Source organism: Aquimarina spongiae (genome assembly GCF_900141785.1).
GTDB lineage: Bacteria > Bacteroidota > Bacteroidia > Flavobacteriales > Flavobacteriaceae > Aquimarina > Aquimarina spongiae.
Genome location: NZ_FQYP01000004.1, coordinates 444,178 through 467,000 on the forward strand (window position 1 = coordinate 444,178; position 22,823 = coordinate 467,000).

Consider the following 22,823-nt stretch of genomic DNA (forward strand, 5'->3'; position numbering starts at 1 on the left):
GATTGAATAATGACCTCTTTTACTGTTTTCTGAGATAGATGTTACCTGTTGATGATCTAAGGCTGATTTCTACACCTCCGCTATTTAATTGGGTTTTGATGGCTCTTTTCCCTGCTACGATTTTCATGTTTTCGTCGTCTGAAGGAAATTTGATGTCAAAGTCTGTATAAATTTCTCCCATTGTGGTTTTTAACTCAAGGTTTGCCGGTGTGCTTGATGGTAAGCTTACATCGATAGCTCCTGTTGCTGAAACCAGAGATATTGGAGAGTTCTGACTAACTTTGGTAAAAATGATATTGATTTCTCCCGTAGCGGTTTTAGCTACGATAGGCCCGGTAACATCTCTAAATGTCATATTACCCACATTAGTCATTGCCTCTATTTCTGAAGAGAATCCTTTGACTTCTACATCTCCCAGATTGCTCTTTTCGATAGTGATGTTTACAGTTTTTGGTAGAAAAATTTGAAGTACCTCGCTATGCATACCTTTTAAGTTTCTTACCACTAGTGTTTCTCCTTCTTTTTGAACGTAGATTCCTAATCCGGTATTATCGCTACCTCCCGCATAAACGGCTTTTAAGCCTCTTGCTTTTTCGGGCATTTCTCGCCCTTCGCCATTAATTTTTATTTCATTTTGATTCTGAGCCTTTATTACTACTCCAGAAGGGGAGCTGATCTTTACTTTTTTTACCCCTTGAAGTGATTGATTAAAATCCTGAGCGGTTAGGCTACATGCAGTGATAAGTAATACTGCTATAAGTGCTATTTTTTTCATCTGTTCTTTTTTTGACTGTTTGACTGCTTTTAAATTAAACTTGGGAGACCTATTTTAACCTGATCTCTCACGTAATCTGGTGTTTCTTCTTTTTGAAGTAACATTTCCATAGAAGGGATTGCGCGCTTTTCTTCGATAGAAACTAATATTTGAATTAATTCGATTTGCATGCTTGGATCTTCTTCTGTTTCCAAAGCATTGATTAGTGCTTTACGGACCATTTCTGAATCTGCAAATTTTGCAAGTGCTTCTGCTGCAGCGAGACGCACATTGATATGATCATCGTATTGCATTTTGTTGATTAAAGCTTTTAGAATTTCATTTCCTGGTTTTTCAAACTCTTCAGCATAGTTTACCGCCTGAAGTCTTTTACTAGCCGATTGATTTTCGATCATCGAAATGGTCATCGTTTGCTTTAATTCAATTTTTTCTTTTTCCAAAACCGCTACTTCTTGAGATAGGGTTTCATTGTTCTGAGATTTCCCAAAGAAATATGCTGTAAATACCAGTGCTATAGTAGCTGCTATTTGCAATGCTGTTTTCCAATGCGAACTGGATGCAGCGTTCAATTTCACTACTTTCGGATCGCTAAGAGTTTCCTTTTCCTTTTGTAGCATTTCTTCAAAATTCAATGCTAAACCAGCATCAGGTGTTTCTAAGGGTTCGCTATCAATCGCTCCAAACAACACTTTGAGTTCTTGTAGAGAAGCCTTGCAATCTTCACATTGTGCAATATGGGTTTCAACTTCTTTATGTACATCCTCGTCTAAATTAAGATCTATATAATCGATCAGTAATTCTTCTATTTGTTTGCAATTCATAGCTTTATGCGTTTTGGAGGTAATATCCTTTTAGTTTATGTATAGCTCGGTGGACTTTGGTTTTTACGGCACCTTCTGTAGAACCAACGATTTCGGCTATTTCATTATATTTTATTCCTTGATAACGGTTCATAATGACTAGTTCTCGATCACTATCGCTTAACTGATTTAATGCCTGGTCGAGCTGCTGCTTGACTTCATTTTGCTCAATATGATCCGTTTCTTCACTCATGGTCTTATATTCAAAATCATCTAATCGTTTTGGTGATGATTTACTTTTTTGATAATGATCTGAAAACACATTTCGTGCTATGGTAAAAATCCAGGAAGAAAATTTTCCATTTTTATAAGAGGTTTTATATTTAATGGCTTTATAAAATACCTCTTGTGTAATATCCTGGCTAATTACCCGATCTCTTGTCATCTTCAACAAAAAATTAAAGATTTTGAGGTGGTATCTATCAAATAGCATCCTCATCATGTCGAGGTCTCCTTGAGATACCTTAATCATTATTTCTTCGTCAGTTAGTTGTTTCAAGATGTTACTCTTTTTGATCGGTTTCTATTTGTAATACCTCCGTTTTTTAAAAAGGTTACACATAAGATAAAAAAGATTCACTTTTTTTCTGAAAGGTCAAAAAATGTAAAGGAGTATAAAAGAAAATGCCCTTCTGTATTTCATTACAAAAGGGCACTGATACTTTAGCTACTTAAGAGAACTATGCTGATTTTACCTAAGTAGTTTTATGCTGTTTAAAATTTGCCAGAAGCATATGTTTTTTGCAAAGCAATTAACTCTGCATGTTTTTGGCTTCTATACTTAATGTAGCGTGAGGTACTAGTTTTAATCGTTCAGGATTTATAAGTTTTCCTGTAACACGGCAAATACCATAGGTTTTGTTTTCTATACGTAACAATGCATTTTTAAGATCACGTACAAATTTTTCTTGTCGTATTGCAAGTTGCGTATTTGCCTCTTTAGACATGGTCTCACTTCCTTCTTCAAAAGCTTTAAAGGTAGGAGAGGTGTCATCTGTACCATTGTTTCCATCATTCTTATAAGCACTTCTCAACAATTCCAAATCCTTCTGTGCTTTCTCCATTTTGTCAACGATAATTTCTTTGAACATTGCTAAATCTTTATCGCTGTACCTTACTTTGATGTCTTCTGCCATACTCTTAATGTTTTTTTATTATCAATTGGGTTGCAATGTCATCAAACGCAATTTCTGTACCATTTATTACGTCCGTCGCAAACTCAATTGTCTCGGTTAAGGTTTCGTTTTTGATGTAAGCCTCGTTGGTCGTTATCGCTTCTTGAACTGCTTCATTCTCCTGAAACACGATTTCTATCTTATCAGTCACTTCAAAACCGCTATCCTTACGGATATTCTGGATTCTGTTAACAAGCTCCCTTGCAATTCCTTCTTTTTTAAGTTCAGGAGTGATTGTTACATCAAGAGCAACGGTCAAAGAACCAGAATTAGCAACCAACCAGCCCTCGATATCTTGAGAGCTTATGTCTACATCGTCTGTTCCTAAAGTAATAATTTTATCATTAATTTCTATATCAAAACTGCCAGTTTGTTCAAGAATTTTGATTGTTTCCTGATCAAAAGAACGTATCTCGTTGGCAATCAATTTCATATCTTTTCCAAAACGAGGGCCCAAAGTTTTGAAATTTGGCTTGATTTGTTTCACTAAAATACCTGAAGCGTCATCAATAAGCTCAATTTCTTTTACATTTACCTCACTTTTTATCAATCCGGCGATATCGTTTATCTCATTTCTTTCTGCATCATTCAATACGGGAATCATAATTCGCTGTAAGGGCTGACGTACTTTTATCTTTTCCTTTTGGCGTAACGATAAAGTTAACGAAGATATAGCTTGTGCTTTTTGCATTTTATGCTCAAGCGCTTTATCAACATATGCTTCCTTAAATTCTGGGAAATGTGCTAAATGCACACTTTCATGACTTTCTTGTGCTGTACCCGCGATCAGGTCTTTATACAGTCTATCCATGAAAAATGGCGCAACAGGAGCTCCTAGCTTAGCTACTGTGATCATACAGGTATACAAAGTCTGGTATGCAGAAATTTTATCTTGTTGGTAATCTCCTTTCCAATATCTTCTTCGACTCAAGCGAACAAACCAGTTACTTAGGTTTTCCTGTACAAAATCTGATATAGCTCGAGTAGCTTTTGTAGGCTCGTAATCATTATAGTAAGCGTCTACATTTTTGATAAGCGTATGTAACTCACTCAAAATCCATCGATCTATCTCTGGTCGATCGGCTAGAGGGATGTCAGCTTCAGCATAGGTGAAATTATCGATATTGGCATAAAGTGTAAAGAAAGAATAGGTGTTGTATAAGGTTCCGAAGAATTTTCTTCGTACTTCTGCGATTCCTTCGATATCAAATTTCAGATTGTCCCATGGATTAGCATTACTAATCATGTACCATCTTGTGGCATCCGGCCCATAAGTTTTTAAGGTTTCGAATGGATCTACAGCATTTCCTAGACGTTTGGACATTTTTTGTCCGTTTTTATCCAAAACAAGCCCATTCGAAACTACATTTTTGTAAGCAACATCATCGAATATCATTGTTGCTATAGCGTGCAGTGTGTAGAACCATCCTCGGGTTTGATCTACTCCTTCTGCAATAAAATCTGCTTTTCGTTCTCCTTGCTCTACTTTTTCCTTGTTCTCAAAAGGATAGTGCCATTGAGCATATGGCATCGATCCAGAATCAAACCATACGTCGATAAGATCACTTTCTCTTCTCATTGGTTTTCCTGATGGTGAAACCAAGGTGATTCTATCGATTACGTTTTTATGAAGGTCGATCTTGTCATAGTTAGCTTCGCTCATATCCCCAATCACAAAATCAGGAAAAGCATCGGTGTCTAATACACCAGCCTTAACAGCTTTCTCCATTTCATTTTTAAGCTCCTCTACAGAACCTATGATCATTTCCTCTTTTCCGTCTTCTGTTCTCCAAATAGGTAATGGGATTCCCCAGAAACGCGAACGAGATAAATTCCAGTCATTGGCGTTTGCCAGCCAGTTTCCAAAACGTCCTTCCCCGGTTGCTTTTGGTTTCCAATTGATCCCTAAATTAAGTTCGTGCATACGATCTTTAAAATCAGGAACTCTAATAAACCAAGAGTCTAACGGATAATATAAAATCGGTTTGTCGGTACGCCAACAGTTTGGATAACTGTGCAAGTACTTTTCAACTTTGAATGCTTTATTCTCTGTTTTAAGTTTGATGGCAATTTCTACATCGATAGATTTTTCTGGTGCCTCGCCGTCATCATAATACTCATTCTTTACATACTTACCTCCAAATTCACCCACATGTTTGGTGAATCTACCTTGAAGATCAACCAAAGGAACCAGATTGTTATTGTCATCCTCAACCAACATAGCCGGTACTTCTGGTTGAGCTTGTTTGGCTACAAAAGCATCATCGGCACCAAATGTTGGTGCAGTGTGTACAATACCAGTACCATCTTCTGTAGTTACAAAATCTCCTGTAATTACTCTGAATGCATTTTCAGGATTGTGATAAGGCTGTACAAAATCCAATAGTTGCTCATATCGAGTTTCGGCCAGATCAATTCCTTTAAATTCTTTTAGTATAAAGTAAGGTATCTTTTTGTCCTCTTGATTGAAAGCGTTAACCTCTTCTTCATTTTCAACTGCAACGAATTTGCCTCCAAATTGTTTCCCAACCAGGTTTTTGGCCAATATCACATTGATTGGCTCAAAAGTATACTGATTGAATGTTTTTACAACTACATAATCTATTTTTGGACCAACCGTTAATGCGGTGTTTGAAGGAAGCGTCCATGGAGTTGTTGTCCAGGCTAGGAAATAAACATTTCCTTCGATATCTTTCAAGAAATCAGGAAGTGTCTCTTTTTTAGCCTTAAATTGGGCAGTAACTGTGGTATCAGTTACATCCTGATACGTCCCTGGTTGATTCAACTCATGAGAACTTAATCCCGTACCTGCTTTGGGAGAGTACGGTTGGATGGTATATCCTTTATACAGTAATCCTTTTTTATAGATTTGAGAAAGTAACCACCATACACTTTCCATGTATTTAGGTTTATAGGTGATATAAGGATCATCCATATCTACCCAATATCCAATTTTTTGAGTAAGATCATTCCATATGTCTGTATATCGCATTACGGCCTTTTTACAGGCTTCATTATACTCTTCTACAGATATTTTGGTTCCGATATCTTCTTTGGTAATACCAAGTTCTTTCTCAACACCAAGTTCTACAGGTAGTCCATGTGTATCCCAACCGGCTTTACGTTTTACCTGATATCCTTTTTGTGTTTTGTAACGACAAAAAATATCTTTAATAGCACGCGCCATTACGTGATGTATACCAGGTAGACCGTTGGCAGAAGGTGGACCTTCAAAAAATACATATGGTTCGGCTCCTTCACGCTCACTAATACTTTTATCGAAAATATTATTCTGTTGCCAGAAATCTAGTATTTGATCAGCTATTTCAGGTAAGTCAAGTCCTTTATACTCAGGAAACTTAGTGCTCATTTTATCGTTCTTTCTATTAAGTTTGCGAAAATAAGGATTTTCTGGAAATTCAAGACAGAAATCAGCCATGGAAATGCAATAAATACAGCGGTATTACTGATTTTTAACACTGCGGTAATCTTTTTTTCAAAAATCGTAGTTTTTATAGCTATGCTACGTCGAATCTTTTTGGGTAGGTAAAAGCAGGATGATCCTTATCCTTAATCCCTTCATATTTTTTATCCCATAAGCAATTCACTTCATCTAGAAACATCTGTACCTGAAATTGGAACATGTGTTATACATCTTCTTCTGGCAAAGAATTTTCTTTGACCTATCACTTTTATAGTGGTATAAATACATGTTTTACACAAAAAGAATGCTAAAAAATATACTAAGAATACAGGGAGCAATGCAATTAAGCAAATATGAACAACGCATGCTCAAAGCGGGTTGGGCAGATGATGAAGGATGTTACCAACAAGGTGATTTGTGTTGTGTGCCTACCAAATTTGGGAGAGAGGTTTGCAGGGTAGCGAAATGTAACCAAGGGATTGCATGTTTAGGTTAGCATTCATAACAATATATAAAAAGGCAAAGTACTTTGACTGAAGACACACTGCCCAAGTGTCTTTAAAAGTTTGGGCTTATTCTAGAAACTTTTAAAATTTAAAATCATGCTAAAAAACATTTTAAACGTAAACGGTGTAAAGCGATTAAACAAAGACGAACAAGAAGCACTTAACGGGGGATTTGGACCTGGATTCTGTTACTTAAGAGATAGAAATACATGTTGTTGTTTCTTTGACGACATTTATCCAAATGGAGGTTTTTACTGCTCCCGAGGAGAATCTGACGGTTTTGGTAGATGTAGATATGTGTAGGTCGTAAGATATTGTAATATTTTTGGACATATTACAAAATAATCATTGATAAAAACAGTTATAAAAGTAACCATAGGTTATTTAAGTGTGAAATTATCTATGATTTAGTGAGTATGAACCCTTGCAATACCTGTTGCAAGGGTTTTTTTACATGAGTTTAACTTTATTATTGATGCTTAATGTAGTTTGATTTTACTAATTTTAAACCATGAATCAGTATCTGCGTCTTGCACTTATACAAGCCCATCTTTCTTGGGAAAACCCCATTCAGAATCGAGCAGCATTTGCTCAAAAAATCAGCACTATAGAGGATCAGGTTGATCTTATTGTATTACCCGAAATGTTTACCACTGGGTTTACAATGAATGCTGCTGATGTAGCAGAATCTATGGATGGAGAAACGGTGAAATGGCTTCAAGGAATGGCAACCCAAAAAAAATGTGCGATTACCGGAAGTATCATTATTGTTGAGGATGACAGATATTATAACCGTTTTGTTTTTGCGTTTCCGGATGGAAAATTACAAACGTATGACAAACATCAATTATTTACTTTGGCAAAAGAAAATGAGGTGTTTACCGCGGGGTCAGAAGAAGTAATTATTTCGTATAAAGGCTGGAGAATCAAACCACAAATTTGCTATGATCTTCGGTTTCCGGTGTGGGCTAGAAATACCAGTGATTATGATCTTTTGCTGTACGTAGCCAGTTGGCCAAAACCGAGAATCAATGCTTGGGATGCGTTACTTAAAGCAAGAGCTATAGAAAATATGTGTTACTGTGCGGGAGTAAACCGAGTAGGACTAGATGGAAAAGGTTACGAATATAATGGACACACTGCAGTGTATGATGTATTAGGCCATTCGATACTCGAGGAAAATCCTGTAGAAAAAGAAACTATTCTATACGTTAATCTGGATAAAGTACACATCGAAACGACGAGAAAAAAACTTCCTTTTCTTGAAGATGCAGATCGTTTCCAGATTATTCAAGAATAAAAGTTTGTTTGATCTCCCAGTTGGCTCTTACTTCAATCGCTTCAGGAAAATGACTTACCCGTTCTGGTTGCAATCCTTTCAGAAAATTTCCTGGATCCCATTTCCCGTTGGCATTGTTGTCAAAAATAACTCGAATCAAAAATTTGGCAGGGTCGAGATAGTTAAAGACTAATGTTTTTGGATCTACAGCAGTTTTTTCTACAACTACATCTCCTTTTTCGTTGGTTAGCTGTACCAAAACAGGATATTGATCTACATTTTCTAAGGTCAAGAAAATAGTCCCGTAATCTGTTATTTTTTTGGTTCTGAAGGTAAAACTAAGCGAATCGTTTGCATTGCCAACAAAATCGGTTATCGCCTCTGGGAGCATTTCCAGAGTGTACGTATTATTTTCTGCTTTTTCAAAAATCAGTTTGGCTTCGTTAAGTGCTTTATCTAACCCAATTGAAAAGGGAATATCTATAGTGTCCTTATCGGTAAGCGATATCAATTCTTGATTGATACTTTCCATAGGAGTATTAGCAAACAGCATAAAGTTCTTATCTGGTTTCAGGGAAGTGCCAGAAGATGAGAGTTGCAAAGAGTCTTTATATTGATCTTTAAATCTTGGGATTAGTGTGTCTTTATAATTGGTGTTGGTGACTTCAAATACTAATGAGTCTACTTCAAAAAAGGGTTTAAACCAATAATGTAAAGAGTCTTTTTCTCTGTCGGGGATAATGCGAGTCTGTAAAGAATCCGGAGCCTCACTTAGCATTTTGATCTTCATACTATCTAATTCTCCCTCATAAGGAAAAACAAATTCATTTTTAGATATCTGTTTGGGGAGCAGCGCTTTGAAATCCAGAACCTCTTTAAAAACGCTTATGTTGAATACTTTGGCAGTGTCCTCTGGTAAAGAAATGGTCTCTTCATAGAACCCTATTTTGTCTTGTTTGGGTTCGTATAAGTAATTACCTGCATTGTCTTTTAGAGCAATCAGTTTAAATTTCCCTTCTTTCAAATTAAAGAAATTAAAAGAAACGCTATCCAAGGTATTGGTTACATATCTTGGAACGGTTTTGTATACACTAGAGTCTGTATAGGTACTGTCAATTTCATAAAGAGCAACCGTAACGTTGGATTCTACATCCTTTTTTATGGCATCTTTAATGGTTCCTTTTACAGATAAAGAATCCAAAAAGTCTCCTGTAGAAAAAACGTATCTAAAAAAAGGAAGTGTATTTCCTTCATTATTGTCTTCTATACTCTCTCCAAAATTGATACTGTACGTCGTGTTTTGTAGTAAAGTGTCCAGAAATTTAATCTTAACAAACTTACTAGCACCACCCAATGGACTAATTGTGGGTTTGGGATCCATAGGAGGTGATACGATGATCTGTTTTTGTGCGTCCTTTAATTTGATGTATTCATCAAAATATATTCGGATTTCAGAATCTTTAAAGTTGGTAGAAAAATTAGGAGGAAATGCCTTTACAAAGACTGGCGGGGTTTCGTCTTTCTCACCACCATTTATTGTGCCCTTTTTTGCACAACCTAAGATTAGGATAAATAGCGACACAAGGGCCAATAACCAATTTAATCTTTTATTCATTTCTCCAACATTGATTTTAAGACACAAAGAAACAACTATCTTGAAAAACAAAAAAACTATTCTGTTATTGCCATACAAGCCACACTTATTTTGATTCCTGGTATAGATTTCAATGCTTGCGCGCATGCTTCTATGGTCGCTCCGGTAGTAATAATGTCATCTACCAACAAAATATGTTTGTTTTCTAGTAAAGACGGATTTTGTACCTCAAATGTTTCAGCCGTATTTTTCCATCTGGACTGTTTTTTCCGCTTCGATTGTTTAGAATTGTAAGAATTTTTTTTCAAAACAAAATCAATGTAATCGGCATTTAATTTTTTGGAAATTTCAATTCCAAACTTGGCCACTTGGTTATACCCCCTTTCTTTGAGTCTTTTAGGGTGTAAGGGCACAGGAATAACTATATTAATATTCTGAAAACCAGGTATTTCTGATAAATTTTGACCAAGCCATTTGCCAAGCTCTTCCCCTACTTTTTGCTGTCCTCTATACTTTAAATTATGTATCAGATTTTGGACCAAACTGTCCTTCTGAAATAGAAATAAAGAGGCGGTATTTTCTACTTTGACTCTTCCATAAAATACTTTTTCAATTTTTTTTGCGTTTACGTTATGGAAATCTCCCAAAGGAAGCTCATGTCGGCAAGAGGTACAGAGTGTCCTTTCGTTTTTGTGTAAAGTGCTGTTACAAGCTGCACAATACATAGGAAAGAATAAATAGACTAAGTCTCTTAGCATTTTATAGGGTGATTACCATTTATTATTATATTTTAGCTATAGAAATAACCATCAAAAATTAGAAATTAATTATGACAACTCAAAACAATAACTTAACCCTTAAAATTCTTATCGGTGTTCTTGGTGCTTTATTGCTAATTCTGGGGATATTTACGTATAAGTTTTACAACGAGGAGAAGCAAAATCAAGCGATTTTGCAACAGGAAAAGGATCTTATTGAAAGCGAATTAGGAGAATTAATTACGAAGTACGATAATGCTATTGCACTTAATGAAGTGATGGATGACCATTTATTGAAAGCCAAAGAGCGTATCGTTGTATTGTTGGACAGTGTAAAGGATAACGAAGCGAATCTGGCATTGATTTCAAAATACAGAAGAGAGGTAAGTAAACTTAAAAAAGAGCGTGATAGATTATTTAAGCTTGCTGATAGTTTAACTACTGCCAATACGCAATTAGGGAAAGACCTAGACAGCACATCGGTAGCATTAAACAAGAGAATTATCTTCTCAGATTCGCTACAAATGCAAAATGATAAGTTAGCGGATATCGTAGAAAGAGGTTCTGCATTAACTGCTGCTAATATCAAAGCAGAAGGAGTACGTGTTCGTAATAGTGGTAAAATTTCTACTACTTCAAAAGCTAGTAGAGCTGAGAAAGTAAGAGTATGTTTCACACTTTCTCCAAATAAGTTAACTGAAAAAGGAGATAAAGAACTTTTTGTTCAAGTAGTAAATCCTGAAAATAATCTAATCGGAGATAAAGTATCAGTTAATTTTGACGATGGAGTATTAACTTACAGTGGTCGTAACAAAATCTTTTATGAGAATGATGCATTAGACGTATGTATTCTTGTAGATGCTGCAGAAGGAGAGTTAGTAAAAGGAAATTACGTAGTAAACTTATTCTCTGGACCTAGATTAATATCTAATACACAATTTGAATTGAAATAATTTTTCAAAATCATATACATCACCGCCATATTGAGATTAATATGGCGGTTTTTTTATGCATTTTTTAGAAATTTTTGGGAGATCCCATTAAACTCAATAAATTCGTTTTCAATTCATACAAATTCAACTATTTTTGCGCAATGGCAAAGCAAGAAGATAAATTTAAGAAGGTAATAGCCCATGCCAAGGAGTATGGGTATATTTTTGGTTCTAGTGAAATCTATGACGGATTAAGTGCGGTATATGATTATGGACAGAATGGAGCAGAGCTGAAAAAAAACATCAGAGAATATTGGTGGAAAAGTATGGTATATATGCATCAGAATATTGTAGGTCTTGATGCGGCTATATTTATGCACCCAACTACTTGGAAAGCTTCTGGACATGTGGATGCTTTTAATGATCCACTCATCGATAATAAAGACTCAAAAAAACGCTACCGTGCGGATGTTTTGGTAGAAGATTTCAGAGAAAAAATCAATCAGAAAATTCAAAAGGACATAACCAAAGCCAAAAAACGTTTTGGTGATGCTTTTAATGAAGATGAGTTTAGAAGCACAAATCCTAATGTGCTTCGTCGTCAAAAAGAAATGGATAAAATTACTGCTGAGCTTACTAGGGTTCAGGAGGAAAATGATCTTGTTGGCTTTAAACAGTTAATCGAAGATCTTGGGATTGGTTGTCCCGAAAGCGGATCGAAAAACTGGACAGATGTTAGACAGTTTAATCTCATGTTTGGAACCAAACTAGGAGCTTCGGCAGAAAGTGCTACGGATCTTTACCTTAGGCCAGAGACGGCACAAGGGATATTTGTGAATTTCCTTAACGTTCAGAAAACCGGAAGAATGAAAATTCCTTTTGGAATTGCACAGACCGGTAAGGCGTTCAGAAATGAAATTGTAGCGCGACAGTTTATCTTCAGAATGCGGGAGTTTGAACAAATGGAAATGCAATTCTTTGTCCGACCAGGAGAAGAGATGAAATGGTATGAGTACTGGAAAGAAACCAGACTAAAATGGCATTTATCACTTGGATTAGGAGAGGAAAATTATCGTTTTCATGATCACGACAAGTTAGCACACTATGCTAATGCAGCAGCTGATATAGAATTCAATTTCCCATTTGGATTTAAGGAATTGGAAGGTATCCATTCCCGAACCGATTTCGACCTTAAAGCGCATGAGGAATATTCTGGTAAGAAATTACAATTTTTTGATCCCGAATTACAAGAAAGTTATGTGCCATATGTCGTAGAAACATCTGTTGGATTGGATAGAATGTTCCTGGCTGTATTCTCTTCGGCTTTGCAAGAAGAAAGTTTGGAAGATGGATCAAGTCGTGTGGTTCTAAAACTTCCTGCGGTGGTAGCACCGGTAAAAGCGGCTATCTTGCCATTGGTAAAAAAAGACGGGTTACCCGAAGTAGCACACAAAATAGTAGAAGATTTAAAATGGAAATTTAATGTAATCTACGATGAAAAAGATGCGATTGGTAGACGTTACAGAAGACAAGATGCCAATGGTACACCATTGTGTATTACCATAGATCATGACACTTTGAATGATCAGACAGTAACCATTCGGGATCGAGATACCATGGAGCAAAAAAGAGTGGCTATTGCAGATCTTAAAACCATTATATCTGAGAAAACTGATGCCGAGTATTGGTTAAAATAATATATCATATCAAACGTTTTGATAATAAAGCTGTCTAATATAATCGAAGACAGCTTTATTTGTTTTTAAGTGATATTAATTACTGGGTTTCAAGCTTTGAAGATAGCATGGTTTTTAAATGATAATTCAGAAATACTATTTGTGGGTTGTCATATATAGAAGTTAAATTGTATTTTAGCCGCAATCTAAAGAGTTTAGACACTCATAAAACGTTAGTTGCTATGCTATTAAAAAAAATTGTTTGTGTCGCTTTTCTGTTTGTTGTAGCCATTGGATTTTCTCAAAAAAAGGAAACTGCTAATGCTACATTTTTTGGTCAAGCTACATCTATGATAGAAGTTGGTCCTTTGTCAGGAAAGAAACTGATCCCCGAAACACCAAGAAAAGGAGAAGTGAATCCCAAAAGAATGGGAGCAAATAAAATTGTTCCTGGAAAAGGGAGACCAATAAATGGGGAAGATCCACTTCTGTTTAAGCAAAAAAGTATGCAAGGTACAAGAGTAGGAAAAGCTCCTTCCTTAACTTTTGAAGCTACTTCGACAAATAGTGCACCTTCTGACCCTACGGGTGCTATAGGACCTAACCATTATGTAAGTGCAAGAAACTCTTCGTTTGCTATTCATGACCGATCAGGAAATGTGTTGGTGCCATCTACATCTTTGGCTTCCATTTTTCCAGGAGAAACGCTGGGAGATCCGATCGTGTTTTATGATAGTTTTGCCGATCGTTTTGTAATTACTCAGTTTGATGGAGATCCCTTTAATCCGGAAGATCCACAAAATGGATTTTTGGTTGCTGTAGGTCAAGGACCAGATCCTGTTAATGATGGGTGGTTTACTTATCGTTTCTTTACAGGAACTTTTCCAGACTATACCAAGTTTTCAATCTGGTCTGATGGGTATTATATTACTGCTAACAAAGATCAGGGAAATCAGAGTAACAGTGAAGTTGTATATGTGATTGAAAGAGATCTTATGTTACAAGGTAGAGAAGATGCTCGAATTGTTGGATTCCCTTTACCCGGAGTTAGAGATTTTGGGTTCTATAGCCCGGCATCTTTTAATGCTATTGGTTCAGAATTACCTCCAGAAGGAGACGCACGAGTTATTTATTTTCAGGATGATGCGTGGACAGGTGTTGCAGAAGATGAGTTAAAACTTTGGGAGATTAATGTTGATTGGAATAATATTGAACAATCTACTATTGCAGAGGCAGAAGAACTTACTGTTAGTAGTGGTGCTATTTCTGCTTTTGATACTACTTTTGATGGAGGAGATTTTGGGAACTTACCGCAACCAACAGGAGGAAGTGATATTGATGCATTGCAAGGAACCGTAATGTATGCTACTAATTACAGAAGATTTTGTGATTATAACTCGGTAGTGTTAAATTTTGCGATTGACATCGATAGTAGACAGGATACATCAGGTGCAGATATTGATAATGTGGCAGGAATTAGATGGTACGAATTGCGTCAAAATGGAGACGGACAACCCTGGACGGTATTTCAAGAAGGAACCTATACTTCTCCAGACGGAAAAAGTGCATGGTGTGGGAGTATGGCGATGGATATTTTCGGAAATATTGGAATGGCCTATACTACTATGGGTACCGTCGAGGATGGAGCCACAGCAAACAGTTTTGCTTCTATTCGATATACAGGAAGATTGGCAACAGATCCTCCAGGAACAATGACGATAACAGAACAAGATATAGCGATAGGGACCGACATACAAAGAAACGGAGGAAATCGTTACGGAGATTATGCACATCTTTCTGTAGATCCGGCAGATGATAGAACGTTTTGGCATATTGCCGAGTATTTTCAAGCTACAGGGAACAATGCTAGAGATGTAGTTGGAGTATTTACTGTGGGTGATGATGTTGCCAATGATGTTGGAGTAGTTCGTGTGGATTCACCAAATGATGCAACTTTTACGGGTTTAACAACCATTACAATATCGATTAAAAACTTTGGGACAACAGCTCAAAGTGATATTCCGGTAGTATATTCTGTAAATGGAGGAGCGGATCAGACAGAGTTATTTGCAGGCCCATTAGCCCCAGGAGAAACTGCTTCTTTCTCTTTTGCTACGCAGGCAGATTTTTCTACGGGAGATGAATTTTTTATCAATGCTGAAACTAATCTTGCCGGAGATAGTTTTCCGGATAATGATTGTGCGACCAAAAGTGTAGAAAATTTATTAGCTAATGATGTAGGGATTTTTGAATTAGTATCACCTACGACAACAGGTCAGTTTACTGCAACTCAAGAAATAACTATAATCATTAATAATTTTGGAGGGACACCCCAATCTAATATCCCTGTGTTTTATACAATTAATGGCGGGACTCCGGTAAACGAAGTTTTTACGGGTACAATAGAATCATTAGGATCAGCAGAATATACTTTTACTACTACGGCAGACCTACAGGCATTTGATACCTATACCTTTGAAATAGGTACAGCGCTTACTACAGATCAGCAAACTGCTAATGATGTAATTAATAGAACAATAGTAAACCAACTTTGTGCTCCCACAGCCAATTGTAGTCAGTTTGGAGACGGGATTACCTCTTTTGTACTGTCGAATGTGACCAACTCTCCTATCGCTTGTAATACGGGATATGAAGATTTTACAGCAGACTTTACGATACAACTTAGTCGATCGGTAAGTACCTATACCGTTTCAGTGCAGTCTGGATTTGGAGATCCGGATGGTGCCGAACGTTGTTCTATATGGATAGATTTTAACGATAATAATATATTTGAAGATAGTGAGTTAATCCTAAGCAATGGATTCATAACTGCTGCAAATACAAATATTGATTTTGATATCGCTATTGCAGAGGATGCTCCTTTAGGAAGACATTTGTTTAGAATAAGAGCTGGAGATGTAAATGTAAACAACGGTGCAGAGCTTAACGACGCTTGTGAGTCAATGCAGTTTGGTAGTACGCATGATTACATTGCCGAAATTACCGAAGAAGATGTGGTTGAACCGAATCCAGAACCTATAGCAAATACGGATCTTATCGTGGTTACACAACCAGATAATCAGTTTTTGATTACCAAGGTAGATTCTAATGCTCCAGAGGAGTTAAGAGTGTATATTTTTAGTATCACCGGACAAATTGTAGCTTCAAATCTGGTAAAAAGAGATGCCAGTAATAGATTTGAATATACATTGGATATGTCTTTTGCAAGATCTGGAGTCTATTTTGCAAGATTTGGAGAAAGCAAAAGTAGTGGTGATGTAGCTGGGTTTGTAGTAAGGTAGCATAATGCTCTTACTCTTCTCTTTTGCTAATTTCTTGAATGGATACTGGCCTTGCGATACTACAACGGCTATTCATTCGAAGACTGGCAAATTTTACCCAGACCTTTTCGGGAATATCACCTTTAAAAAACTGTTCAATATTTATAGGATCAAGGTTGTCCTTATATTCTTCAATATTTAGAATATAAGGACAACCTTGTGTTTTACTCACCTGTATGTTTCCTTTACGAAATCCTTTTTCTATCATTTCGGCTGCAGTGACTTTTTGAGTTGTTGCCGAGGTTTCAGCGGTATCCTTTGCGGCAACGCCTTTTGCTGGACCACAGTTAAAAACGCTAAGTAGTAGCAAGAATCCGGTTAATTTGAGTGTGTTTATCATGATTTGTGGATTGTTTTCAATAAAGATCATAAAAAAATCTCAGAATTATTGTATGACACAAAAGATTACTTGCAACGATGCAAAGTTTAAGAGGTATTTAGAATATTGAAATAAACTAAGTTTTATTTTTACAAAAATTTAAATCGTAGTTCATGAAAATCATCTCTTACAACGTAAATGGGATTCGCGCAGCAATCAATAAAGGATTTATTGATTGGCTTACTCAAGCGGATCCAGACGTGATCTGTTTACAAGAAATTAAAGCCAATAAAGAGCAACTAGATCTACAGATATTTGCTGATGCCGGATACGGCTATAATTATTGGTATAGTGCTCAAAAAAAGGGCTATAGTGGGGTAGCTATTTTGTCTAAAACCGAACCCGATCATGTTGAATACGGTACTGGGATAGATTACATGGATTTTGAAGGTCGTAATTTGAGAGCGGATTTTAATGGAGTATCGGTAATGAGCCTGTATTTGCCAAGTGGAACCAATATGGATCGTTTGGAGCATAAGCTAAAATATATGGCAGATTTTCAGACCTATATCAATGAATTAAAAAGCACATATCCTAATCTGGTGATTCTTGGGGATTATAATATTTGTCATGAGGCCATCGATATTCATGATCCTGTACGTAATAAAAATGTATCTGGGTTTTTGCCGGTAGAAAGAGAGTGGATAGGGAACTTTATGAAGAGCGGGTTTATCGATTCTTTCAGACATTTTAATAAAGAACCTCATAATTACTCCTGGTGGAGCTACAGGGCCAATGCAAGAGCTAATAACAAGGGATGGCGTTTGGATTACGGAATGGTAGCACAACCGTTACAAGATAAACTAAAAAGAGCCGTTATATTATCAGAGGCAAAACATAGTGATCATTGCCCTATCGTAGTAGAATTAGAAGTGTAAAAAAAACAATAATATGATCAAAAGAATTGTATGTGTACTGCTTGTTGGAACGGTAATGTCTTCTTGCGTTTCCTCAAAAGTGTATAAGGATTTAGAAAGCAAATATGCCGATTTGAAAAGAGCAAATCGAAGGATGCAAGATGAGTTTTCTGCCTTAGAACAATCAAATAAGGCTAATGAGAAAGCTTTAGAGCAACTGGATGAGCAATATCAAAAAACGCTTGCCGAAAAAGAAGCATTGCAAGCAAAATACGATGCTGCTTTGGCTAATTATGAGAACTTAAAAAACTCCTATGATGCGCTCGAGAAAAACAGTTCTGCTGCCATTGCTGCCAATAGTAAGCGTAATCGAGAATTATTATCTCAATTAGAGGAGAAAGAACGAGCATTGGCACAAGAACGTACACGATTGGATCAGTTGCAACGTGATTTGGATGCCAGATCGCAACGTATTGATGAGTTAGAAGGATTAATTGCCGCCAAAGATGCCAAGATGCAATCGCTCAAAGATGCCATATCCAAAGCGTTGCGCAATTTTGAAGGGAAAGGATTAACGGTAGAAGAGCGTAATGGAAAAGTATACATTTCTATGGAAAATAAACTGTTGTTTGAGTCTGGTAGTTGGGCAGTAGGTGGTCAAGGAAGAAAAGCGGTAAAGCAATTAGGAAATGTATTGGGAGAGAATCAGGATATAGCGGTACTGATCGAGGGGCATACCGATAATGTACCTTATACGGGGAATGGGCAGCTATCGGGTAATTGGGATTTATCGACCAAGCGTGCTACTGCCATTGTAAATATTCTGTTAGAAAATACCAAGATTGATCCGCAAAACCTTACTGCGGCAGGTAGAGGAGAGTTTGCTCCTGTGGCTAGTAACGAGAGTAGTGAAGGTAAAAGCAGAAATCGAAGAATTGAGGTGATTTTGACGCCTAAATTGGATGAGATCACTAAGTTGCTCAATGATATCTAGTAGTGCAGTAAAAGCATAAAAAAAGCGACCACATTAGGGTCGCTTTTTTATTGATATTTTCTTATTCTATAGACCATCAAGAATTGCGCGAATTTCAGCTTCATTACTGGTTTCAGCATTGTCTTTAACTCGTCTGAGTACATCAAAGAACTTGTCTACTACCTTATTGGCCATTAAAGGGTCTGTTAACTTAAGTTCTCTTCCTGTTGAAGTAAGCAACTTGTAGTTGTAAAACTCAATTGGCACAGACTTGTCTAATTCTTTTACTAAAGAAGTAGTTCCTGTACTTTTTACAATAGATATAACATTTCCGTTGGCAATTACTTTATCTGTAATTTCAGAAACATCCTTAGCTAACGGATATAATTCATCTCTATGTAATTCATGAAGTTCCTGCCATGAATATTGTTGAGCCTGAACTGATAATCCTGCGCATAGCACAAATGCAAGTAGAAATAATTTTTTCATAATGTTTGGGTGTTAAAAAATGTATTTAGTTTTAAAGTTAACTCCGCTTGTAGCAAACGGAAAAATTTATTTTTTATTGTTAAAATAACCTTAAAAACAGGGTTAAATTACTCAATTTATTTCACAAAAACCAAAAAGTGTGCCACGGATTTAGGAAACCAAATTAAAATACTAAATTATGCATATATTGCGTAAGCATATTGTTTTTCAAAAAAACATAAAGATAAGGAAGACAAGTAATAAAAGGACGTTGCGAAACGTTTATTAAACCCCATTAATTTAAAACCACAGCGCCATGAAGAGGCTACCTATTTTTGTACTAGTACTACTATCTGTGATCAAAGGAGTATGTCAGGAAAGTGAAGAGTACTATGAAGAAGAGTACCAAAACGAAGACGAATATCAGGACGAGGAAGAAGTGCCAGAGGAAGAGCAGGTAGAAGTCAACTACATAGACATCTATGATTATTTTAGCTTTACCAATGATGAGTATAATAATGCTTTGGATAAGGTGAATGATCTGGATCCGGCAGATCAAAATGTTTTTTACGCATTTGTATTAGAAGTTCAAAAAGATAAAGTATTAAAAGATCGCTTATTTGGAGAGCTGGCCGTTAAACCCAAAAAAAAGAAGCTTTATAAGGGTAAAGACAGCCCAGGATTTATGTGTGTGCTACGAGGTCTTTTGGAAAACAAAACCGTATACGAAGAGGTGATTAAAGATGGAGGATCCGAAGGTCAGGCCAGAAATGTTGCTGCCCTTGCCGAAAGAACTGTTAGGAGAAAATGCGGGATTACCAAAAAAGCGAATACCCAGGAGTAGTATATCTTGTTTTTAACTCCCCCGAGGCGTGTACTTGGGTGCTTAAATCTAACCGATTTCCTGTAGATAAGATGATCAGGCAATTTTGCCTTAGAAACCGTATTGTATCCATATGTTTTCCAGAGATACTGGGTTTTCCCATTGAGCCAAATTACTTTTTGATCATATCCTGAGTTTCCCGAAGAGAAATCTCAATTACCCATGGCATGGTGTCAATTTACCTCTAGTTCGTAATCCGGAGCTCGTTGAAAGGGTAATCTGTTAATCCTTAGAATTAATACACCTCCCATTTGTCACCCTGAGCTTGCCGAAAGGGTGATCCGTTTAGATTTAACATCGACAATATCTCTTATTCGTAACCCTGAGCTTATTGAAGGGTAATTCATAATAGTGAATGGTATCAATATACACGTCATTCGTAACCCTGAGCTTGCCGAAGGGTAACATTTTCATTTACTTTGCTATACACTAGTAAACATCTCATCGTATTATGAAATTTATACTTCTTTTTGTTGGGCTTTTTCTATTCTTATACACAAACTCAATAAGCGCTCAGACAAGTAATGATACAATTATAGCCTGGCAATATTATCAAAAAGCGGATTCTTTATTGCAAGCAAGAAAAATGGATAGTTCTATCGTTTATTTTAAGAAAGCGCTTCCTATTTATGAGCATGCCAAAGAATGGGAACGTTTGATGGACTGCTATAATAAAATCTCAAGAAATTATATAAGAAAAGGAGAGTATAATGAATCTATATCTTTTGCAAAATTGGCAATAGAAATTACTGAAAAGCACTTTAATAAAAACATCATTCAAAGTGCGGTAGCTTATAACAATCTTGGCGAATCATATGAGAGTGATTTTAACTATGCTGAAGCGGAAAAAAGCTACAAAAAATCTGTAGAGATTAAACAAAATCTCCTTGGGGATGATGACATTGCTTTAGCATATTCCTACGATAAATTAGGGGTTTTATATTATCATATTTCTAAATACGATGAATCATTAACTTTATTGAAACAGTCACTAGCTATTTATCTGAAATTTCCAGATAAGGCACTTGACAAAATCTCAAGAAACTATAACAATATTGGAAACGTTTATGATGCGCTTGGCAAATTTGATAAATGTATTTTTTATTATGAAGAATCCATAAAAATCAACCAAAAAGATTCTGCAAATCGTCCAATTCGACTCGCTCATAATTATATTAATATAGGGGGGACATATCACCAAATTAACAATTTGGATAAAGCGTTGTTGTATTACAATAAGGCAAGAGTAATCGCAGAAATGAAAGAATATGATAGAGGATTACTAGGGATATATGGCAATATGGGATTGAGCTTTTTGAATAAAGGAGAATTTAATAAGTCTCTTGAATTTCAAAAGAAAAGTTTAGATATAGCGTTAAGAACTTTGGATAAAAATAACCCCTATATAGGTACGATTTATATTTCTTTGGGGGATGCCTATGGAGCTATTGGAGATTTGGAGACAAAAATTTCTTATTACGAAAAAGGACTCTTGACATATCAATCAGTATTCGAAGAAAATCACTATTTAATCGCGGATACGTATTTGTTTCTTGGAAACTTGCATATAAATAGAAAAGATTATGATGCATCTGATCTATACTTCAAAAAAGCCTTAAAAATTTATAACCACCTATTTGAAGAAGGACATCCAAAAATTAGTGAAGTGTATTTGAGAAAAGGAGATATGTATTATGAGCAGAAGAATTATGAGTTGGCGATAAAAAATTACGAGATGGGGATTGCTAATTTGGAAAAGGCTTACGGTAAGTCGACTCTTTTAAGTGCTGAATATCACAATAAAATAGCAAAGATATATCAGATACAAGAGCAATTCGACAAAGCATTGGATAATTTTGATAAAGCGATCCAAGCAAATTCTAACAATAAGAATATTAGTGATATCAGCTTTGAAAACAGTTTTGATCGATTGTTTATTCTAGAATCTTTGATCGGAAAAGGAAAAATATTCTATTCGTTAAGCAAAAAAGAAGAAGCTAAGAATCATTTGAGCAACAGTATAAAAAACTACAAATTTGCGGATGATGTTATAGATCAAATGAGGAGTACTTATAGGGACTATAATGATAAATTAATTTTTTCTAAGAAAGTAAAAGAAGTATATCAAGGCATTCTTGAAGCTCAATTATCATTGTTCAAGCTAGAAAAGGATCAAAAAATAGTAAAGAATATTTTATACTATACCGAAAAGAATAAATCAAGTACATTAAAAGAGTTATTAAATACAACTACTGCCAACAAATTTATTGGATTGTCATCTGCTATTGTTGAACTCGAGAAGTCTATTAAAACAGATAAGGCGTTCTATCAATCTGAGATCGTTTTTGAACAATCGCAACAATCTGATTTAAATAATAAAAAGATTAAGGAATTAGAAAGTCAAATTTTTAATTTGAATAAAAGGCAAGATTCTTTAACCCATATAGTAGAAAAAAATTATCCAAAATACTATAATTTAAAGTATCAAAATAAGGTAATTTCTGTTGCAGATATCCAAAGTAAGCTCGATGAGCAAACCACATTGCTAGAGTTTTTTACTTCAGACAGTAGTACCTATGCTTTTACCATTAGCAAAAATAATATCGATGTTCAAGAATTAGCGACTCCTGATCTTGCCAATAAGGTGTATGGTTTTAAGCAATCCATTATTTCCAAAGATCTAAAAGTATATAAAAAGTATGCCAATGAACTGTATCAAGAACTAATTAGCCCTATAGCATCAAAAATCAAAGGAAATCAATTAATCATTGTACCGGATGGTCCTTTATGGCATCTTAATTTCGATCTGTTATTGGCTGAGCAATCGGATGCTAACAATCCAAAGGAACTCCCCTATTTGGTAAAAGAATACATCATCAGTTATGCGAATTCTGCTACCCTTTTGTTTGATGCTTTTAAGGAACCAAAAAGAGAAGACGTTGC

General features: G+C 35.9%; 19 protein-coding genes. 10 read left to right on the top strand and 9 right to left on the bottom strand.

The window, feature by feature from the left end:
• Window positions 1-19: 19 nt before the first annotated feature.
• From BUE24_RS11625 to ileS, 5 genes are all read right to left on the bottom strand, one after another.
• Entirely contained in the window at window positions 20-775 is a 756-nt protein-coding gene (locus tag BUE24_RS11625) for a DUF4097 family beta strand repeat-containing protein (RefSeq protein ID WP_073316179.1), read from the bottom strand.
• Between the two features lie 29 nt (window positions 776-804).
• Entirely contained in the window at window positions 805-1,596 is a 792-nt protein-coding gene (locus BUE24_RS11630) for an anti-sigma factor (protein WP_073316180.1), read from the bottom strand.
• A gap of 4 nt (window positions 1,597-1,600) precedes the next feature.
• Window positions 1,601-2,134, bottom strand: a complete 534-nt coding sequence (locus BUE24_RS11635) for an RNA polymerase sigma factor (RefSeq protein ID WP_084549497.1) — start codon at window positions 2,132-2,134, stop codon at window positions 1,601-1,603.
• A gap of 253 nt (window positions 2,135-2,387) precedes the next feature.
• Window positions 2,388-2,771 (bottom strand): TraR/DksA family transcriptional regulator, encoded by a 384-nt coding sequence (locus BUE24_RS11640; RefSeq protein WP_073316181.1) that lies wholly within the window; start codon window positions 2,769-2,771, stop codon window positions 2,388-2,390.
• A gap of 4 nt (window positions 2,772-2,775) precedes the next feature.
• Window positions 2,776-6,180, bottom strand: coding sequence for an isoleucine--tRNA ligase (gene ileS / locus BUE24_RS11645; RefSeq protein ID WP_073316218.1), 3,405 nt, complete (start codon window positions 6,178-6,180; stop codon window positions 2,776-2,778).
• Between the two features lie 358 nt (window positions 6,181-6,538).
• Here ileS and BUE24_RS11650 point away from each other — a divergent pair, with 358 nt between their 5' ends.
• From BUE24_RS11650 to BUE24_RS11660, 3 genes are all read left to right on the top strand, one after another.
• On the top strand, window positions 6,539-6,730 hold the full coding sequence (locus BUE24_RS11650) for a hypothetical protein (RefSeq protein WP_073316182.1): 192 nt from the start codon (window positions 6,539-6,541) through the stop codon (window positions 6,728-6,730).
• A gap of 106 nt (window positions 6,731-6,836) precedes the next feature.
• Entirely contained in the window at window positions 6,837-7,043 is a 207-nt protein-coding gene (locus BUE24_RS11655; RefSeq protein ID WP_073316183.1) for a hypothetical protein, read from the top strand.
• Between the two features lie 208 nt (window positions 7,044-7,251).
• Entirely contained in the window at window positions 7,252-8,040 is a 789-nt protein-coding gene (locus BUE24_RS11660; protein ID WP_073316184.1) for an amidohydrolase, read from the top strand.
• Here the strand turns inward: BUE24_RS11660 and BUE24_RS11665 are convergent.
• Both BUE24_RS11665 and BUE24_RS11670 read right to left on the bottom strand, forming a co-directional pair.
• The gene (locus BUE24_RS11665; protein ID WP_073316219.1) at window positions 8,027-9,634 is read right to left on the bottom strand and encodes an Ig-like domain-containing domain; all 1,608 of its coding nucleotides are present in this window, start codon (window positions 9,632-9,634) and stop codon (window positions 8,027-8,029) included. The genes BUE24_RS11660 and BUE24_RS11665 overlap by 14 nt on opposite strands.
• A gap of 56 nt (window positions 9,635-9,690) precedes the next feature.
• The gene (locus tag BUE24_RS11670) at window positions 9,691-10,371 is read right to left on the bottom strand and encodes a ComF family protein (protein WP_073316185.1); all 681 of its coding nucleotides are present in this window, start codon (window positions 10,369-10,371) and stop codon (window positions 9,691-9,693) included.
• A 71-nt stretch (window positions 10,372-10,442) separates the two neighbouring features.
• Here BUE24_RS11670 and BUE24_RS11675 point away from each other — a divergent pair, with 71 nt between their 5' ends.
• The 3 genes from BUE24_RS11675 (at window position 10,443) to BUE24_RS11685 (ending at window position 16,281) form a co-directional block, all read left to right on the top strand.
• On the top strand, window positions 10,443-11,324 hold the full coding sequence (locus BUE24_RS11675) for a hypothetical protein (protein ID WP_073316186.1): 882 nt from the start codon (window positions 10,443-10,445) through the stop codon (window positions 11,322-11,324).
• A 140-nt stretch (window positions 11,325-11,464) separates the two neighbouring features.
• Window positions 11,465-13,000 (top strand): glycine--tRNA ligase, encoded by a 1,536-nt coding sequence (locus tag BUE24_RS11680; RefSeq protein ID WP_073316187.1) that lies wholly within the window; start codon window positions 11,465-11,467, stop codon window positions 12,998-13,000.
• Between the two features lie 221 nt (window positions 13,001-13,221).
• A complete protein-coding gene (locus BUE24_RS11685) occupies window positions 13,222-16,281 on the top strand; it encodes a GEVED domain-containing protein (protein ID WP_073316188.1) in 3,060 nt (1,019 codons plus the stop codon).
• A gap of 10 nt (window positions 16,282-16,291) precedes the next feature.
• Here BUE24_RS11685 and BUE24_RS11690 read toward each other — a convergent pair whose 3' ends face one another.
• Window positions 16,292-16,660: a hypothetical protein gene (locus tag BUE24_RS11690; protein ID WP_073316189.1), complete on the bottom strand. Its 369-nt coding sequence runs from the start codon at window positions 16,658-16,660 to the stop codon at window positions 16,292-16,294.
• Between the two features lie 152 nt (window positions 16,661-16,812).
• On the opposite strand from BUE24_RS11690, the gene BUE24_RS11695 reads away from it, so the two are divergent.
• Both BUE24_RS11695 and BUE24_RS11700 read left to right on the top strand, forming a co-directional pair.
• Complete coding sequence (locus BUE24_RS11695) at window positions 16,813-17,577, top strand: exodeoxyribonuclease III (RefSeq protein WP_073316190.1); 765 nt, start codon at window positions 16,813-16,815, stop codon at window positions 17,575-17,577.
• A 13-nt stretch (window positions 17,578-17,590) separates the two neighbouring features.
• Window positions 17,591-18,550 (top strand): OmpA family protein, encoded by a 960-nt coding sequence (locus BUE24_RS11700; protein WP_073316191.1) that lies wholly within the window; start codon window positions 17,591-17,593, stop codon window positions 18,548-18,550.
• A gap of 66 nt (window positions 18,551-18,616) precedes the next feature.
• On the opposite strand, the gene BUE24_RS11705 is transcribed toward BUE24_RS11700, so the two are convergent.
• Window positions 18,617-19,018, bottom strand: a complete 402-nt coding sequence (locus BUE24_RS11705) for a hypothetical protein (protein WP_073316192.1) — start codon at window positions 19,016-19,018, stop codon at window positions 18,617-18,619.
• A gap of 295 nt (window positions 19,019-19,313) precedes the next feature.
• On the opposite strand from BUE24_RS11705, the gene BUE24_RS11710 reads away from it, so the two are divergent.
• Window positions 19,314-19,841 carry a hypothetical protein gene (locus tag BUE24_RS11710; RefSeq protein WP_073316193.1) on the top strand — a complete coding sequence of 176 codons (528 nt, stop codon included), beginning with the start codon at window positions 19,314-19,316 and terminating at the stop codon, window positions 19,839-19,841.
• A gap of 490 nt (window positions 19,842-20,331) precedes the next feature.
• Window positions 20,332-22,823 (top strand): tetratricopeptide repeat protein (locus tag BUE24_RS11715; RefSeq protein WP_139241982.1); only part of this gene is annotated, 2,492 nt, incomplete at its 3' end.

Bases quoted from the DNA above. Each gene is read 5' to 3' on its own strand.
- BUE24_RS11625 (WP_073316179.1), bottom strand. From the start codon at position 775: ATGAAAAAAATAGCACTTATAGCAGTATTACTTATCACTGCATGTAGC.
- BUE24_RS11630 (WP_073316180.1), bottom strand. From the start codon at position 1,596: ATGAATTGCAAACAAATAGAAGAATTACTGATCGATTATATAGATCTT.
- BUE24_RS11640 (WP_073316181.1), bottom strand. From the start codon at position 2,771: ATGGCAGAAGACATCAAAGTAAGGTACAGCGATAAAGATTTAGCAATG.
- ileS (WP_073316218.1), bottom strand. From the start codon at position 6,180: ATGAGCACTAAGTTTCCTGAGTATAAAGGACTTGACTTACCTGAAATA.
- BUE24_RS11650 (WP_073316182.1), top strand. From the start codon at position 6,539: ATGCTAAAAAATATACTAAGAATACAGGGAGCAATGCAATTAAGCAAA.
- BUE24_RS11655 (WP_073316183.1), top strand. From the start codon at position 6,837: ATGCTAAAAAACATTTTAAACGTAAACGGTGTAAAGCGATTAAACAAA.
- BUE24_RS11660 (WP_073316184.1), top strand. From the start codon at position 7,252: ATGAATCAGTATCTGCGTCTTGCACTTATACAAGCCCATCTTTCTTGG.
- BUE24_RS11665 (WP_073316219.1), bottom strand. From the start codon at position 9,634: ATGAATAAAAGATTAAATTGGTTATTGGCCCTTGTGTCGCTATTTATC.
- BUE24_RS11670 (WP_073316185.1), bottom strand. From the start codon at position 10,371: ATGCTAAGAGACTTAGTCTATTTATTCTTTCCTATGTATTGTGCAGCT.
- BUE24_RS11675 (WP_073316186.1), top strand. From the start codon at position 10,443: ATGACAACTCAAAACAATAACTTAACCCTTAAAATTCTTATCGGTGTT.
- BUE24_RS11680 (WP_073316187.1), top strand. From the start codon at position 11,465: ATGGCAAAGCAAGAAGATAAATTTAAGAAGGTAATAGCCCATGCCAAG.
- BUE24_RS11685 (WP_073316188.1), top strand. From the start codon at position 13,222: ATGCTATTAAAAAAAATTGTTTGTGTCGCTTTTCTGTTTGTTGTAGCC.
- BUE24_RS11690 (WP_073316189.1), bottom strand. From the start codon at position 16,660: ATGATAAACACACTCAAATTAACCGGATTCTTGCTACTACTTAGCGTT.
- BUE24_RS11695 (WP_073316190.1), top strand. From the start codon at position 16,813: ATGAAAATCATCTCTTACAACGTAAATGGGATTCGCGCAGCAATCAAT.
- BUE24_RS11700 (WP_073316191.1), top strand. From the start codon at position 17,591: ATGATCAAAAGAATTGTATGTGTACTGCTTGTTGGAACGGTAATGTCT.
- BUE24_RS11705 (WP_073316192.1), bottom strand. From the start codon at position 19,018: ATGAAAAAATTATTTCTACTTGCATTTGTGCTATGCGCAGGATTATCA.
- BUE24_RS11710 (WP_073316193.1), top strand. From the start codon at position 19,314: ATGAAGAGGCTACCTATTTTTGTACTAGTACTACTATCTGTGATCAAA.